Source organism: Acidovorax sp. NB1 (assembly GCF_005405905.1).
In the GTDB taxonomy this organism is placed as follows: Bacteria; Pseudomonadota; Gammaproteobacteria; order Burkholderiales; family Burkholderiaceae_C; genus Acidovorax.
The window spans coordinates 250,568-263,072 of record NZ_BJHU01000021.1 but is presented as its reverse complement, the minus strand read 5'-3'; the positions used below and the strand labels follow the sequence as shown (position 1 = coordinate 263,072).

16 protein-coding genes are annotated in these 12,505 nt (G+C 66.2%); 15 read left to right on the top strand and 1 reads right to left on the bottom strand.

Annotated features, from left to right (window positions below; all coding sequences use genetic code 11):
- Positions 1-31 precede the first annotated feature (31 nt).
- The 10 genes from mlaD (at position 32) to hisD (ending at position 7,973) form a co-directional block, all read left to right on the top strand.
- Positions 32-520 carry an outer membrane lipid asymmetry maintenance protein MlaD gene (gene mlaD / locus AvAM_RS09575; RefSeq protein ID WP_137746833.1) on the top strand — a complete coding sequence of 163 codons (489 nt, stop codon included), beginning with the start codon at positions 32-34 and terminating at the stop codon, positions 518-520.
- Positions 521-561: 41 nt separating this feature from the next.
- Positions 562-1,317, top strand: coding sequence for a VacJ family lipoprotein (locus AvAM_RS09570; RefSeq protein WP_137747087.1), 756 nt, complete (start codon positions 562-564; stop codon positions 1,315-1,317).
- 127 nt (positions 1,318-1,444) lie between these two features.
- Positions 1,445-2,110 (top strand): phospholipid-binding protein MlaC, encoded by a 666-nt coding sequence (locus AvAM_RS09565; protein ID WP_375708144.1) that lies wholly within the window; start codon positions 1,445-1,447, stop codon positions 2,108-2,110.
- A 21-nt stretch (positions 2,111-2,131) separates the two neighbouring features.
- Complete coding sequence (locus AvAM_RS09560) at positions 2,132-2,404, top strand: STAS domain-containing protein (RefSeq protein WP_137747085.1); 273 nt, start codon at positions 2,132-2,134, stop codon at positions 2,402-2,404.
- A 98-nt stretch (positions 2,405-2,502) separates the two neighbouring features.
- Positions 2,503-3,441, top strand: coding sequence for an ABC transporter ATP-binding protein (locus AvAM_RS09555; protein WP_137746832.1), 939 nt, complete (start codon positions 2,503-2,505; stop codon positions 3,439-3,441).
- Positions 3,438-4,193 carry an ABC transporter permease gene (locus AvAM_RS09550; RefSeq protein WP_137746831.1) on the top strand — a complete coding sequence of 252 codons (756 nt, stop codon included), beginning with the start codon at positions 3,438-3,440 and terminating at the stop codon, positions 4,191-4,193. Before AvAM_RS09555 ends, AvAM_RS09550 begins: the two co-directional genes overlap by 4 nt.
- Positions 4,194-4,297: 104 nt before the next feature.
- Positions 4,298-4,540 carry a BolA family protein gene (locus AvAM_RS09545; RefSeq protein ID WP_010462096.1) on the top strand — a complete coding sequence of 81 codons (243 nt, stop codon included), beginning with the start codon at positions 4,298-4,300 and terminating at the stop codon, positions 4,538-4,540.
- Positions 4,541-4,643: 103 nt separating this feature from the next.
- The gene (gene murA / locus AvAM_RS09540; protein WP_137746830.1) at positions 4,644-5,918 is read left to right on the top strand and encodes a UDP-N-acetylglucosamine 1-carboxyvinyltransferase; all 1,275 of its coding nucleotides are present in this window, start codon (positions 4,644-4,646) and stop codon (positions 5,916-5,918) included.
- A gap of 2 nt (positions 5,919-5,920) precedes the next feature.
- Positions 5,921-6,568 carry an ATP phosphoribosyltransferase gene (gene hisG / locus AvAM_RS09535; RefSeq protein WP_375708149.1) on the top strand — a complete coding sequence of 216 codons (648 nt, stop codon included), beginning with the start codon at positions 5,921-5,923 and terminating at the stop codon, positions 6,566-6,568.
- 22 nt (positions 6,569-6,590) lie between these two features.
- Positions 6,591-7,973, top strand: coding sequence for a histidinol dehydrogenase (gene hisD, locus AvAM_RS09530; protein WP_137746828.1), 1,383 nt, complete (start codon positions 6,591-6,593; stop codon positions 7,971-7,973).
- Here the strand turns inward: hisD and AvAM_RS09525 are convergent.
- Entirely contained in the window at positions 7,960-8,373 is a 414-nt protein-coding gene (locus AvAM_RS09525) for a DUF2917 domain-containing protein (protein WP_137746827.1), read from the bottom strand. The genes hisD and AvAM_RS09525 overlap by 14 nt on opposite strands.
- A 153-nt stretch (positions 8,374-8,526) precedes the next feature.
- Here AvAM_RS09525 and AvAM_RS09520 point away from each other — a divergent pair, with 153 nt between their 5' ends.
- The 5 genes from AvAM_RS09520 to hisB are packed head-to-tail and all read left to right on the top strand — an operon-like array spanning position 8,527 to position 12,485.
- Positions 8,527-9,981: a PLP-dependent aminotransferase family protein gene (locus tag AvAM_RS09520; protein ID WP_137746826.1), complete on the top strand. Its 1,455-nt coding sequence runs from the start codon at positions 8,527-8,529 to the stop codon at positions 9,979-9,981.
- 56 nt (positions 9,982-10,037) lie between these two features.
- Positions 10,038-10,262, top strand: coding sequence for a CopG family transcriptional regulator (locus tag AvAM_RS09515; RefSeq protein ID WP_137746825.1), 225 nt, complete (start codon positions 10,038-10,040; stop codon positions 10,260-10,262).
- A gap of 14 nt (positions 10,263-10,276) precedes the next feature.
- A complete protein-coding gene (locus AvAM_RS09510) occupies positions 10,277-10,729 on the top strand; it encodes a PIN domain-containing protein (protein ID WP_137746824.1) in 453 nt (150 codons plus the stop codon).
- Positions 10,726-11,850 carry a histidinol-phosphate transaminase gene (hisC, locus tag AvAM_RS09505; protein ID WP_137746823.1) on the top strand — a complete coding sequence of 375 codons (1,125 nt, stop codon included), beginning with the start codon at positions 10,726-10,728 and terminating at the stop codon, positions 11,848-11,850. Before AvAM_RS09510 ends, hisC begins: the two co-directional genes overlap by 4 nt.
- Positions 11,847-12,485, top strand: a complete 639-nt coding sequence (gene hisB / locus AvAM_RS09500) for an imidazoleglycerol-phosphate dehydratase HisB (protein WP_137746822.1) — start codon at positions 11,847-11,849, stop codon at positions 12,483-12,485. The genes hisC and hisB overlap by 4 nt, the downstream gene beginning before the upstream one ends.
- The last annotated feature ends 20 nt before the right edge of the window (positions 12,486-12,505 follow it).

The following is a 12,505-nucleotide window of genomic DNA, read 5'->3' as shown; positions in this document are numbered from 1 at the left end:
GCGAAGCTGGCGCGGGAAGGAATCCAAGACAATGCAACGTTCAAAAAACGATCTCTGGGTGGGGCTCTTCGTGATGCTCGGCACGGTGGCGCTGGTGTTTATGGCACTGCAGTCGGCCAACCTGCTGAGCCTGAACTTCCAGCGGGGTTACCAGATCACCGCGCGTTTCGACAACATCGGCGGCCTCAAGCCCCAGGCGGCGGTGCGCAGTGCCGGTGTGGTGGTGGGGCGGGTGCAGGCCATCACCTTCGATGACAAGACCTACCAGGCGCGCGTGACGCTGGCGATGGAAAACCGCTACGCCTTCCCCAAGGACAGTTCGCTCAAGATCCTCACCAGCGGGTTGCTGGGCGAGCAGTACATCGGCATCGAAGCAGGCGCGGACGAAAAAAATCTGGTGGCGGGCGACATGGTCACCTCGACCCAGTCGGCCGTGGTGCTGGAAAACCTCATTGGACAATTTCTCTACAGCAAGGCCGAAGACGGCAGCAAGCCTGCAGGGACAGGTGGCAAAAAATGACAAACACTCACTACACAGACTTGCCCCCCCGTGCCGGGCACATGCCCCGGGCCTTGCGCCTCGCCGCCAGCCTGGGCCTTGTGCTGGGCGCCGCGCTGCTGACAGGCTGCGCCACGGTGGCCAACCCCGATCCGCGTGACCCGCTGGAGTCGTACAACCGCAGCATGACCAACTTCAACGAACAGGTTGATGCGATGGTGCTCAAGCCGGTGGCGATTGCCTACAAGGACGTCACTCCCGCACCCGTGCGCACGGGGGTGAGCAATTTCTTTGCGAACCTGGGTGATGTGTGGTCCTTCGTGAACAACGTGCTGCAGCTGCGCGGTGAAGCCGCCGCCTCCACCTTCATGCGGGTCAATGTGAACACCCTCATGGGCCTGGGCGGCGTGCTGGACATCGCCAGCGAGCTGGGCATCGACCGCTACAAGCAGGACTTCGGCCTGACGCTGGGCTATTGGGGCATGGGCACCGGCCCGTACCTGGTGCTGCCCATCCTGGGCCCGTCCACGGTGCGTGACACCCTGGCCCTGCCGGTGGACATGAAGGGCAACGTGGTGAGCTATGTGGACCCGGTCTCCGCCCGCAACTCGCTGTACGCGCTGCGCATCGTGGACACGCGATCGAACCTGCTGCGCGCCAGCTCGGTGCTCGACAGCGCGGCGCTGGACAAGTACAGCTTTACACGCGATGTGTTTCTGCAGGTGCGCAGCCAGCAGGCCGGCGCGCCGTTCAGTGGCGATGACAAGAGCGACAACGATAGCAACAACGGCGTCTTGCCCGAGGAACCTCCGCGCTGAAGGGGCTCGCTTTAAAGGGCTCCAGCGGGACTGCCACTGTTGCACTTGCTTGCAATCCGCAACCGCAGCGACGCATGCGGGTCCACCCGCGCCACCACAATGATTTGACGGGCACGAGCCCGCACCGATGAAAGTCACGAACATGATGAACCGACGTACCCTGGGACACCGCGCCCTGGGCCTGGCTGCCGGGATGGCGCTGTCGCTGGGCCTGTCCCTGCCTGCACTGGCGGCCGATGAAGCCCCCGACGCGCTGATCAAGCGCCTGTCTTCCGATGTGCTCACCACCGTCAAGGCCGACAAGGCCATCCAGGGCGGCGACATCAGCAAGGTGATTGCGCTGGTGGACAAGACCGTGATGCCCAACGTCAACTTCCGCCGCATGACGGCCGCCGCCGTGGGCCCCGGCTGGCGCCAGGCCACGCCCGAGCAGCAAAAACGCCTGCAGGACGAGTTCAAGGTCTTGCTGGTGCGCACCTATGCTGGAGCCCTGGCCCAGGTGAACGACCAGACCATCCAGGTCAAGCCCCTGCGTGCTGCGGCCGAAGACAAGGACGTGCTGGTGCGCACCGAAATCGTGGGCCGGGGCGACCCCATCCAGCTCGACTACCGGCTGGAAAAAACCCCGGGCGAGGGCGCTGGCTGGAAAATCTACAACCTCAATGTGCTGGGTGTGTGGCTGGTGGAAACCTACCGGGGCCAGTTTGCCCAGGAAATCAATGCCAAGGGCATTGACGGCCTGATCGAGACCCTGGTTGCGCGCAACAAAACCAACACCTCAGCCAAAGGCTGAGGCGGTGTGACCAATTCCGCCATGCTGGTACTGCCCCACGAACTCACCCACCGCCAGGCCACGGCCTGCCTGCAGATGCTGCTGCAGGGCCTGCGCGTGCACCGTGAAACGGGTGTGGTGGTGGACGCGAGCGCCATGGCGGTGTTTGACAGTTCGGCGCTGGCGGTGCTGCTGGAATGCCGGCGCGAGGCGCTGTCGGTGGGCAAGACCTTTGCCGTGCAGGGCCTGCCCCCGGCGCTGCGCGGCATGGCGGGCCTGTATGGCGTGGGCACGCTGCTCACGCCCGTGTCCTGACGCGGCCCGGCTTTTTTTGCCGGGCCTGGGCCGCTGCAAGCCGCTGTCTGCCCCCTTCCCAACGCGGTTCAAGGCAAGGCCGTAAAATCAGGGGCTTCATGCCCGCAGTCTCCTTCCAAGCCATCTCCAAGACCTTTGCCACGCCCAAAGGCCCTTTTCAGGCGCTGAACCAGGTCAACCTGGACATTGAGGAGGGCGAGTTCTTCGGGCTCCTCGGCCCCAACGGCGCCGGTAAAACCACCCTCATCAGCATCCTGGCCGGCCTGGCGCGTGCCAGCAGTGGCCGCGTGCTGGTGCAGGGCAGCGACGTGCAGGCCCAGTACGCCGAGGCCCGCCGCAAGCTGGGCATCGTGCCGCAAGAGCTGGTGTTCGACCCCTTCTTCAATGTGCGCGAGGCGTTGCGCATCCAGTCGGGCTACTTCGGCGTGAAGAATAACGACGCCTGGATCGACGAGCTGCTCGAAAACCTGGGCCTGGCCGACAAGGCCAACGCCAACATGCGCCAGCTCTCGGGCGGCATGAAGCGCCGCGTGCTGGTGGCACAAGCCCTGGTGCACAAGCCGCCCATCATCGTGCTCGACGAGCCCACGGCTGGCGTGGACGTGGAGCTGCGCCAGACCCTGTGGCACTTCATCGCCCGCCTGAACAAGGAAGGGCACACCGTGCTGCTCACCACCCATTACCTGGAAGAAGCCGAAGCCCTGTGTGGCCGCATTGCCATGCTCAAGGCGGGGCAGGTGGTGGCGCTCAACCGCACCAGCGAGCTGCTCAAGGCCGCCTCGGGCAGCGTACTGCAGTTCAAGACCGACACGGCCCTGCCGCCCGCGCTGGCCGCCGTGGCGCGGGTCACCGGCCGTATCGTGCAGTTGCCCGCCCACGACGCGGCAGAGATTGAAAACCACCTGGCTGCCTTGCGCGTGGCCGGGGTCGAGGTGCAGGACATGGAGATCCGCAGGCCTGATCTGGAGGATGTGTTCCTGCAGGTCATGTCGGGCACGTCCGCATCCAATATTTCCTTGTCCGAGGTCGCGCTATGACCGGCTGGCAGACGCTGTTTTACAAAGAAGTTTTGCGCTTCTGGAAGGTCAGCTTCCAGACCGTCGCCGCCCCCGTGCTCACGGCCGTGCTGTACCTGCTGATCTTCGGCCACGTGCTCGAAGACCATGTGAAGGTCTACGACCGCATCAGCTACACGACCTTCCTCGTGCCGGGCCTCGTGATGATGAGCGTGTTGCAGAACGCATTTGCCAACAGCTCGTCCAGCATCATCCAGAGCAAGATCATGGGCAGCCTGGTGTTTGTGCTGCTCACGCCGCTGTCGCACTGGGCGTGGTTCTGCGCTTACGTGGGCTCGTCCATCGTGCGCGGGCTGGTGGTGGGCCTGGGCGTGTTCATCGTCACGCTGGCGTTTGCGCGGCCCGAGTTTGCGGCGCCGCTGTGGATTCTGGCCTTTGCGCTGCTGGGCGCGGCGCTGCTGGCCACACTGGGATTGATTGCGGGGCTCTGGGCTGACAAGTTCGACCAGATGGCCGCGTTCCAGAACTTCATCATCGTGCCCATGACCTTTCTGTCGGGCGTGTTCTATTCGATCCAGTCGCTGCCGCCGTTCTGGCAGGCCGTGAGCCACCTCAACCCGTTCTTCTACATGATCGACGGCTTCCGCTACGGCTTCTTCGGTCAGAGCGACACCTCGCCCTGGCTCAGCCTGGGCATCGTGGGCATCGCCTGGCTGGCCGTGAGCGCGCTGGCCGTGCACCTGCTGCGCACGGGCTACAAAATCCGTAACTGACATGACTTACGCAAAACAAGGTTCAGGCAAACGCTCCCCTCCAGGGCGAGGCGGTTGTTGCATCCCGATTTGCGTCAGTCCTCATTGATCCCGAGCGCCCCACCATGACCGCTGACCAACTCAAAGACATCATCGCCGCTGGCCTGGCCTGCGAACACATCACGCTCGAAGGTGACGGCCGCCATTGGTACGCCACCATCGTCTCGGCCGAGTTCGAGGGCAAGCGCGCCATCCAGCGCCACCAGCGCGTGTACGCCACGCTGGGCGCGAAAATGCACACCGACGAAGTGCATGCGCTGTCGATGAAGACCTTCACCCCCGCCGAGTGGGCAGCGCAGGCGCAGTAAACACCGGGGCAGAGTGCCGGGTGTTTGCTCATTTATTGATAGCTAACAGCGCATGATGGATGCGCGGTGAAGCCCATTTTTATTCATATTCTGGTTACCTGACATGGACAAACTCCTGATTCGCGGCGGACGCAGCTTGCAAGGCAAGGTGCTGGTCTCCGGCGCCAAGAACGCCGCCTTGCCGGAGTTGTGCGCCGCCCTGCTCACGGCCGAGCCCGTGACGCTGCTCAACGTGCCCCAGCTGCAGGATGTGAGCACCATGCTCAAGCTCATCCGCAACATGGGCGTGGCGGCGGAGCGGGCCGATGACGGCACGGTGCACATCGACGCCAGCGCGCTGAGCACGCCCGAAGCCCCGTACGAGCTGGTCAAGACCATGCGTGCCTCCGTGTTGGCCCTGGGGCCGCTGCTGGCGCGTTTTGGCGAGGCCACGGTGTCGCTGCCCGGTGGTTGCGCCATCGGTTCGCGCCCGGTGGACCAGCACATCAAGGGCCTGGCCGCCATGGGCGCCGAGATCGTGGTCGAGCACGGCTACATGATCGCCAAGCTGCCCGCTGGCTGGAAGCGCCTGAAGGGCGCGCGCATCACCACCGACATGGTCACCGTGACCGGCACCGAGAACTTCCTCATGGCCGCCGCGCTGGCCGAGGGTGAGACGGTGCTCGAAAACGCCGCGCAAGAGCCCGAGATTTCGGACCTGGCCGAGATGCTGATCGCCATGGGCGCGAAGATCGAAGGCCATGGCACCAGCCGCATCCGCATCCAGGGCGTAGACAAGCTGCACGGCTGCACCCACCGCGTGGTGGCCGACCGCATCGAAGCGGGCACCTTCCTGTGCGCTGTGGCGGCCACGGGCGGGGATGTGGTGTTGCGCCATGGCCGCGCCGACCACCTCGACGCCGTGATCGAGAAGCTGCGCGAAGCCGGTGCCACCGTGCAAGCGGTGGACGGCGGCATCCGCGTGCAAAGTGCAGGCGGCGCCACGCTCAAGGCCCAGGGTTTCCGCACCACCGAGTACCCGGGCTTCCCCACCGACATGCAGGCGCAGTTCATGGCGCTCAACTGCATCGCGCAGGGCACGGCCACGGTGACCGAGACGATTTTTGAAAACCGCTTCATGCACGTCAACGAGCTGGTGCGCCTGGGCGCCAAGATCCAGACCGATGGCAAGGTGGCGGTTATCGAAGGCGTGCCCCGCCTCTCCGGCGCCACCGTGATGGCCACCGACCTGCGCGCCTCGGCCAGCCTGGTCATCGCGGGACTGGTGGCCGACGGCGAAACCGTGGTGGACCGCATCTACCACCTGGACCGTGGCTACGACTGCATGGAAGCCAAACTGCGCGGTATTGGCGCGGACATTGAAAGACTGAAAGCATGACGATGATCACACTGGCGCTTTCCAAGGGCCGCATCTTTGACGAAACCCTGCCGCTGCTGGCCGCCGCAGGCATCGAGGTGCTGGAAGACCCCGAAAAGTCGCGCAAGCTCATCCTGCCCACCAACCAGCCCGACGTGCGTGTGGTGCTGGTGCGCGCCACCGATGTGCCCACCTACGTGCAGTACGGTGGTGCCGACATCGGCGTGACCGGCAAGGACACCCTCATCGAGCACGGCGGCCAGGGCCTGTACCAGCCGCTGGACCTGCAAATCGCCAAGTGCCGCGTGAGCGTGGCCGTGCGCAACGACTTCGACTACGAACGCGCCGTGAAGCAGGGCGCACGCCTGAAGGTTGCCACCAAGTACACCAGCATCGCCCGCGACTTCTTTGCGACCAAGGGCGTGCACGTGGACATGGTCAAGCTGTACGGCAGCATGGAGCTGGCCCCGCTGACCGGCCTGGCCGATGCCATCGTGGACCTGGTCTCCACCGGCAACACGCTCAAGGCCAACCACCTGGTCGAGGTCGAGCGCATCATGGACATCAGCTCCCACCTGGTCGTGAACCAGGCGGCGCTCAAGCTCAAGCAGGCGCCGCTGCGCCGCATCATCGATGCGTTCGCCTCGGCCATACCGGCTGAAAAAAACTGATCCATCTCCACCGACTGACACTATGACTTTGGTAGCTGCTCCCGCCCGTCTGTCCACCGCTGCGGCCACTTTTGAGGCTGATTTTGCAGTCCGCCTGCATTGGTCTGCCGACACCGACGCGGCCATCGAGCAGCGCGTGGCCGACATCCTGGCCGACGTGCAAAAGCGTGGCGACGCCGCCGTGCTGGAGTACACCGCCCGCTTCGACGGCCTTTCGGCGCCCACCATGGCGGCGCTGGAACTGACCCAGGCCGACTTCAAAGCCGCGTTCGACGCCATCCCGCAGGCCCAGCGCGACGCGCTGCAGGCCGCCGCCAAGCGCGTGCGCAGCTACCACGAAGCGCAGAAGAAGGCCTCGGGCGAGAGCTGGAGCTACCGCGACGAAGACGGCACGCTGCTGGGCCAGAAGGTCACGCCGCTGGATCGCGTGGGCATCTACGTACCCGGCGGCAAGGCCGCGTATCCGTCCAGCCTGTTGATGAACGCCATCCCGGCCCATGTGGCGGGCGTGCAGGAAATCATCATGGTCGTGCCCACGCCGGTGCGCGGCAGCGTGGCCACAGGCGGAACGGGCGAGGGCACCTCGACCAAGGGCGAGCGCAATGAGCTGGTGCTGGCCGCCGCCTACGTGGCCGGCGTCACGCGCGCCTTCACCATCGGCGGCGCCCAGGCCGTGGCTGCACTGGCCTACGGCACGGCCACCGTGCCCAAGGTGGACAAGATCACCGGCCCCGGCAACGCCTACGTAGCCAGCGCCAAGAAGCGCGTGTTCGGCACCGTGGGCATCGACATGATTGCAGGCCCGAGCGAAATCCTGGTGCTGGCCGACGGCACCACGCCGCCCGACTGGGTGGCCATGGACCTCTTCAGCCAGGCCGAACACGACGAGCTGGCCCAGAGCATCCTGCTGTGCCCCGATGCCGCCTATCTCGACGCCGTACAGCGCGAGATCGACCGCCTGCTGCCCACCATGCCGCGCGCCGAGATCATCGCCAAGAGCCTTACCGGCCGGGGCGCACTGATCCTGACGAAGGACATGGAAGAAGCCTGCGCCATCAGCAACCGCATCGCGCCCGAGCACTTGGAGGTCAGCAGCACCGACCCCCACCGCTGGGAGCCGCTGCTGCGCCACGCGGGTGCGATCTTCCTCGGTGCCTACACCTCTGAAAGCCTGGGCGACTACTGCGCAGGCCCCAACCACGTGCTGCCCACCAGCGGCACCGCACGTTTCTCGTCGCCCCTGGGCGTGTACGACTTCCAAAAGCGCAGCAGCCTCATCGAGGTGAGCGAGGCCGGTGCCCAGGTGCTGGGCACCATCGCCGCCGAGCTGGCCTATGGCGAGGGCCTGCAGGCCCACGCGCAGGCGGCGGAAATGCGCCTGACCACGCCCGTCAAGCCGCGCTGATCGCGCCCCGGGGCAGGGCACCCTGTGCGGGTGCTGTGGCTTTGGGCAGAGAGGCTGCTGTGGGTGCAGGCGGATAGGCGGCGCTTGCCACTGCCCGGTGCTGCGCCCAGTTCAGCCGTGCAGGCTGGCGGCCTTCTGCACTGACACGCAGCCGCACGGGCCCGGTGAACGACAGGCGCTGGCCTGCTTCCAGAAAATAGTCTTCCAGCAGGCCGTCGCAGGTCACCCAGACGCGGCCTTGTTCGACTTCGAGCAGGGCGATGTCGCCCGCGCGGAAGTCGAGCACCTGGACGGCCTGCAGCGGTGGCAGGGGCTGGCGCTTCCATTGGAGTGGCAGGGCACCCGGCACCTGTGGGGCAGTGGCGGGCGACGAAGGGGTGGGGGCGGGCTGGGTTTTCATGCCTTCCACTGTGCGGGCGCAAGGCTTTGGCGGCCAGCCACAGCCTGGGGCCACCTGATGCAGTACAGATGGCCAGTACAGGGGATCTGTACTGCCCGTACAGATGCGCCTCTGTACTGCCCTTTGGCGCAGCGATCAGTACAGAATGCTCGCATGGCCACCGATGACGCCCCCCCGCTCTACCTTCAAATCGCCGAACAGCTCGCGCAGCTGATCCGCAACGGCACCCTGGCGCGCGGCGAAAAGCTGCCTTCGGTGCGCGAACTGGCGCGCCAGCATGGCGTGGCGCAGACCACGGTGGTGCAGGCCTACCACTGGCTGGAGGACGCGCGCCTGATCACGGCCCGCCCGCGCTCCGGATTTTTTGTGGCGGCGCGGCCCGTGAGCCTGCCCGAGCCCAGCACGCCGCGCCCCATGCGCCGCCCGCGCGAGGTGTCGGTGGACTGGCTGGGCCAGCGCATCCTGGGGCGCAACCAGCCCGAGAACATGGTGTCGTACAGCAGCGGCACGCCCGGCCCCGAGCTGTTCAACCCCGACCGGGTGCGCCGGGCCGTGGTGCGTGCAGCGCAGCGCCACCGCAACCTGCTGTGCACCTACCCGACCTCGTCAGGGCATGAGGATGCACGCCGTGCGATTGCGCGGTATGCCGTCAGCCTGGGCTGCAGCCTGGACCCGGAGAACATCGTGGTCACTGGCGGCTGCATGGACAGCATTGCGCTGTGCCTGCGCGCGGTGACGCAGCCAGGCGATGTGGTGGCTCTGGAGTCGCCCACGCATTTTTCGTTTCTGGAGGTGCTGCAGGGCCTGCACCTGCGCGCGCTGGAAATCCCCACCCATCCGCGCAACGGCCTGTCGCTCGATGCCTTGCAGCTGGCGCTGGAGACCCAGCCTGTGAAGGCCCTGATGGTGGTGCCCACGCTCAGCAACCCGCTGGGCAGCTGCATGCCCCAGGCCGAGCGCAAGCGCCTGGCGCAGATGGCGGCACGGTATGGCATGGCGGTGATCGAGGACGCGATCTACAACGACCTCGTGGAGGTGGACGAGATGCGCCGCACCGTCAAGTCGTACGACACCACGGGCCACGTGATGCTGTGCGACTCGTTCTCCAAAACGCTGGCGCCGGGCCTGCGCCTGGGCTGGCTGGAAGCCGGGCGCTGGGCCGACAAGGTGCGCGCCATCAAGGACCTGCAGGCGGGTGGCCAGTCGGCCGTGCTGGAGCTGGCGCTGGCCGACCTCATCACCCAGGCGGGCCATGCGGCCGCGATGCGCCAGCTGCGCGCAGCGGTGGCGGCGCGCATGGACGAGGTGCGCCACGTGATTGCGGCGCATTTCCCGCAGGGCACGCGCGTGAGCGATCCGCCGGGAGGCCTGCTGCTGTGGCTGGAGCTGCCCCGCGCGCTGGATTCGGTGCAGTTGCACGAAGCCTGCCTGGAAAAGCAGATCCTGATTGCGCCCGGCACGGTGTTCAGCGCCAGCGGGCGGTTTCGCAACTGCCTGCGCATCGGCGTGGGGGGCGACTGGTCGCCCGCCCATCTGGCGGCGCTGCGCACCGTGGGTGACATGGCCTGCCAGATGCTGCACAAGAGCGCACAACCCCGGGCCGCATGATTGCCTGAAAATAACACGAACTTCGTGTTGCACGAACTTCGTGTAATATTTTGCCCATGAAGAACATCACCGTGACCATGGACGACGCCGTTGCCGAATGGGTGCGCGTGGAAGCCGCCAAGCGCGGCAGCAGCGTGTCGCGCCTGCTCGGTGAATGGCTGGCCGAAAAGATGCGCCAGGAAGACGCCTACGCCCAGGCCATGCGCGAGGCGCTGGGGTTTGAGTCCTGGGGCGCGTCCAGCGGGCCCTATGTGCCGCGCGACACCCTGTTTTTGCGCTGAGCAGGGCAGAACGCATGAGCACCGTCCCCATCTTTGTCGATACCGAAATCCTGCTCGCCAGCGTGGACGACCGCGATGCCGAGCGCCAGGCGCGGGCGCGTGAATGGGTCGCCTTTTGCTGGCAAACGCGCAGCGGCCGCATCAGCTCGCAGGTGCTCAACGAGCTGTACAACCAGGCCATCCAGCGTTTCGACGGCCCGCAGGTGCTGCAGCAGGTGCGTGCCCAGGTGCGCCGCCTGCGCGTGTGGCTGCCGCCGCACCTGGACTCCTACACCGTGGACGGCGCCTGGGACCTGCAGGACCGCTACCGCCTGGGCTACTGGGATGCGCTCATCCTCTCGTCGGCCCACCAGCAGGGCTGCCGCTATCTGCTGACCGAGGCGCTGCCGCACGGCGAGCCCATGGATGCGGTCACACCCGTCAACCCGTTTCTCACCTCCCCCAACGAACTGGACACCGCCGAATGACCAACGCCGCTCCATCTTCCCCGCTTCAAGCCCTGGCCCGCATCCGCCCCGACGTGCGCGCCATGCATGCCTATGGCGTGCAGCCTTCCACCGGCATGCTCAAGATGGACGCGATGGAGAACCCGTTCCGCCTGCCCGCGCATCTGCAGGCCGCGCTGGGCCAGCGCCTGGGGGCGCTCGCGCTCAACCGCTACCCCGGCGACCGCCTGCTGGACCTGAAGGCGGCCCTCGCTCAGTACGCCGGCCTGCCCGAGGGCTACGGCATTGTGCTGGGCAACGGCTCGGACGAGCTCATCACCCTGCTGGCCCTGGCCTGCGCACAGCCTGGCACGGGCCAGCGCGCCACCATGCTCGCGCCCATGCCAGGCTTCGTGATGTACCCGCTGTCTGCGCAGCTGCAGGGCCTGGACTTTGTCGGCGTGCCGCTCACGCCCGACTTCGAGCTGGATGAACCCGCCATGCTGGCTGCCATCGCCCAGCACAACCCCGCCATCACCTACATCGCCTATCCCAACAACCCCACGGCCACGCTGTGGGACGAGGGCGCGGTGCAGCGCATCATCGACGCCGCAGGCGCGCAGGGCGGCATCGTGGTGATGGACGAGGCCTACCAGCCCTTTGCCAGCCGCACCTGGATCGACCGCATGCGCGCAGAGCCCGCGCGCAACGCCCACGTGCTGCTCATGCGCACGCTCAGCAAGTTTGGCCTCGCGGGTGTGCGCCTGGGCTACCTCATCGGGCCTTCGGCGTTTGTGAGCGAAATCGACAAGGTGCGCCCGCCCTACAACGTGAGCGTGCTCAACTGCGAGGCCGCGCTGTTTGCGCTGGAGCACGCCGACGTGTTCGCCGCCCAGGCCGCCGAGATCCGCGCCGAGCGCACCAAGGTGGTTGCCGCCCTGCGCCAGATGCCCGGCATCGAAAAATGCTGGGACAGCGAGGCGAACATGATCCTCGTGCGCGTGGCGGATTCCGCCAAGGCCTACGAGGGCATGAAAAACCGCAAGGTGCTCGTCAAGAACGTTTCTACAATGCACCCCATGCTGGCCAACTGCCTGCGCCTCACGGTGGGCGCTGCCGAAGACAACGCGCAGATGCTGGCCGCACTCCAAGCCTCCCTATGACTTCCTCCGCACTCGTACCTTCCGCCCCATCGGCCGACCCGATGGCCGACCGCATCGCCGAAGTCAGCCGCAACACCGCCGAGACGCGCATCACCGTGCGCATCAACCTCGACGGCACCGGCCAGGCCAAGCTGCACACCGGCATCGGCTTCTTCGACCACATGCTCGATCAGATCGCACGCCATGGCCTGATTGACCTGGACATCGACTGCGAAGGCGATCTGCACATCGACGGCCACCACACGGTGGAAGACGTGGGCATCACGCTGGGCCAGGCCTTTGCGCGCGCCGTGGGCGACAAGAAGGGCATCCGCCGGTACGGCCACGCCTACGTGCCGCTCGACGAAGCGCTGTCGCGCGTGGTGGTTGATTTTTCGGGCCGCCCGGGCCTGCACATCGACGTGAAGTTCACGGCGGGCAGCATCGGCCAGCTCGATACGCAACTCGTGTACGAGTTCTTCCAGGGCTTCGTGAACCACGCGGGCGTGACGCTGCACATCGACAACCTCAAGGGCTTCAACGCCCACCACCAGTGCGAGACCATCTTCAAGGCGTTCGGGCGCACGCTGCGTGCGGCGCTGGAGCGCGACCCGCGCTCGGCCGGTGTCATCCCTTCCACCAAGGGTTCGTTGTGAAAATTTGGATCAAATCAGGC

What these genes read in the sequence shown, in the direction of transcription:
- mlaD (WP_137746833.1), top strand. Translation starts at nt 32, where the DNA reads ATGCAACGTTCAAAAAACGATCTCTGGGTGGGGCTCTTCGTGATGCTC.
- AvAM_RS09570 (WP_137747087.1), top strand. Translation starts at nt 562, where the DNA reads ATGCCCCGGGCCTTGCGCCTCGCCGCCAGCCTGGGCCTTGTGCTGGGC.
- AvAM_RS09565 (WP_375708144.1), top strand. Translation starts at nt 1,445, where the DNA reads ATGAAAGTCACGAACATGATGAACCGACGTACCCTGGGACACCGCGCC.
- AvAM_RS09560 (WP_137747085.1), top strand. Translation starts at nt 2,132, where the DNA reads ATGCTGGTACTGCCCCACGAACTCACCCACCGCCAGGCCACGGCCTGC.
- AvAM_RS09555 (WP_137746832.1), top strand. Translation starts at nt 2,503, where the DNA reads ATGCCCGCAGTCTCCTTCCAAGCCATCTCCAAGACCTTTGCCACGCCC.
- AvAM_RS09550 (WP_137746831.1), top strand. Translation starts at nt 3,438, where the DNA reads ATGACCGGCTGGCAGACGCTGTTTTACAAAGAAGTTTTGCGCTTCTGG.
- AvAM_RS09545 (WP_010462096.1), top strand. Translation starts at nt 4,298, where the DNA reads ATGACCGCTGACCAACTCAAAGACATCATCGCCGCTGGCCTGGCCTGC.
- murA (WP_137746830.1), top strand. Translation starts at nt 4,644, where the DNA reads ATGGACAAACTCCTGATTCGCGGCGGACGCAGCTTGCAAGGCAAGGTG.
- hisG (WP_375708149.1), top strand. Translation starts at nt 5,921, where the DNA reads ATGATCACACTGGCGCTTTCCAAGGGCCGCATCTTTGACGAAACCCTG.
- hisD (WP_137746828.1), top strand. Translation starts at nt 6,591, where the DNA reads ATGACTTTGGTAGCTGCTCCCGCCCGTCTGTCCACCGCTGCGGCCACT.
- AvAM_RS09525 (WP_137746827.1), bottom strand. Translation starts at nt 8,373, where the DNA reads ATGAAAACCCAGCCCGCCCCCACCCCTTCGTCGCCCGCCACTGCCCCA.
- AvAM_RS09520 (WP_137746826.1), top strand. Translation starts at nt 8,527, where the DNA reads ATGGCCACCGATGACGCCCCCCCGCTCTACCTTCAAATCGCCGAACAG.
- AvAM_RS09515 (WP_137746825.1), top strand. Translation starts at nt 10,038, where the DNA reads ATGAAGAACATCACCGTGACCATGGACGACGCCGTTGCCGAATGGGTG.
- AvAM_RS09510 (WP_137746824.1), top strand. Translation starts at nt 10,277, where the DNA reads ATGAGCACCGTCCCCATCTTTGTCGATACCGAAATCCTGCTCGCCAGC.
- hisC (WP_137746823.1), top strand. Translation starts at nt 10,726, where the DNA reads ATGACCAACGCCGCTCCATCTTCCCCGCTTCAAGCCCTGGCCCGCATC.
- hisB (WP_137746822.1), top strand. Translation starts at nt 11,847, where the DNA reads ATGACTTCCTCCGCACTCGTACCTTCCGCCCCATCGGCCGACCCGATG.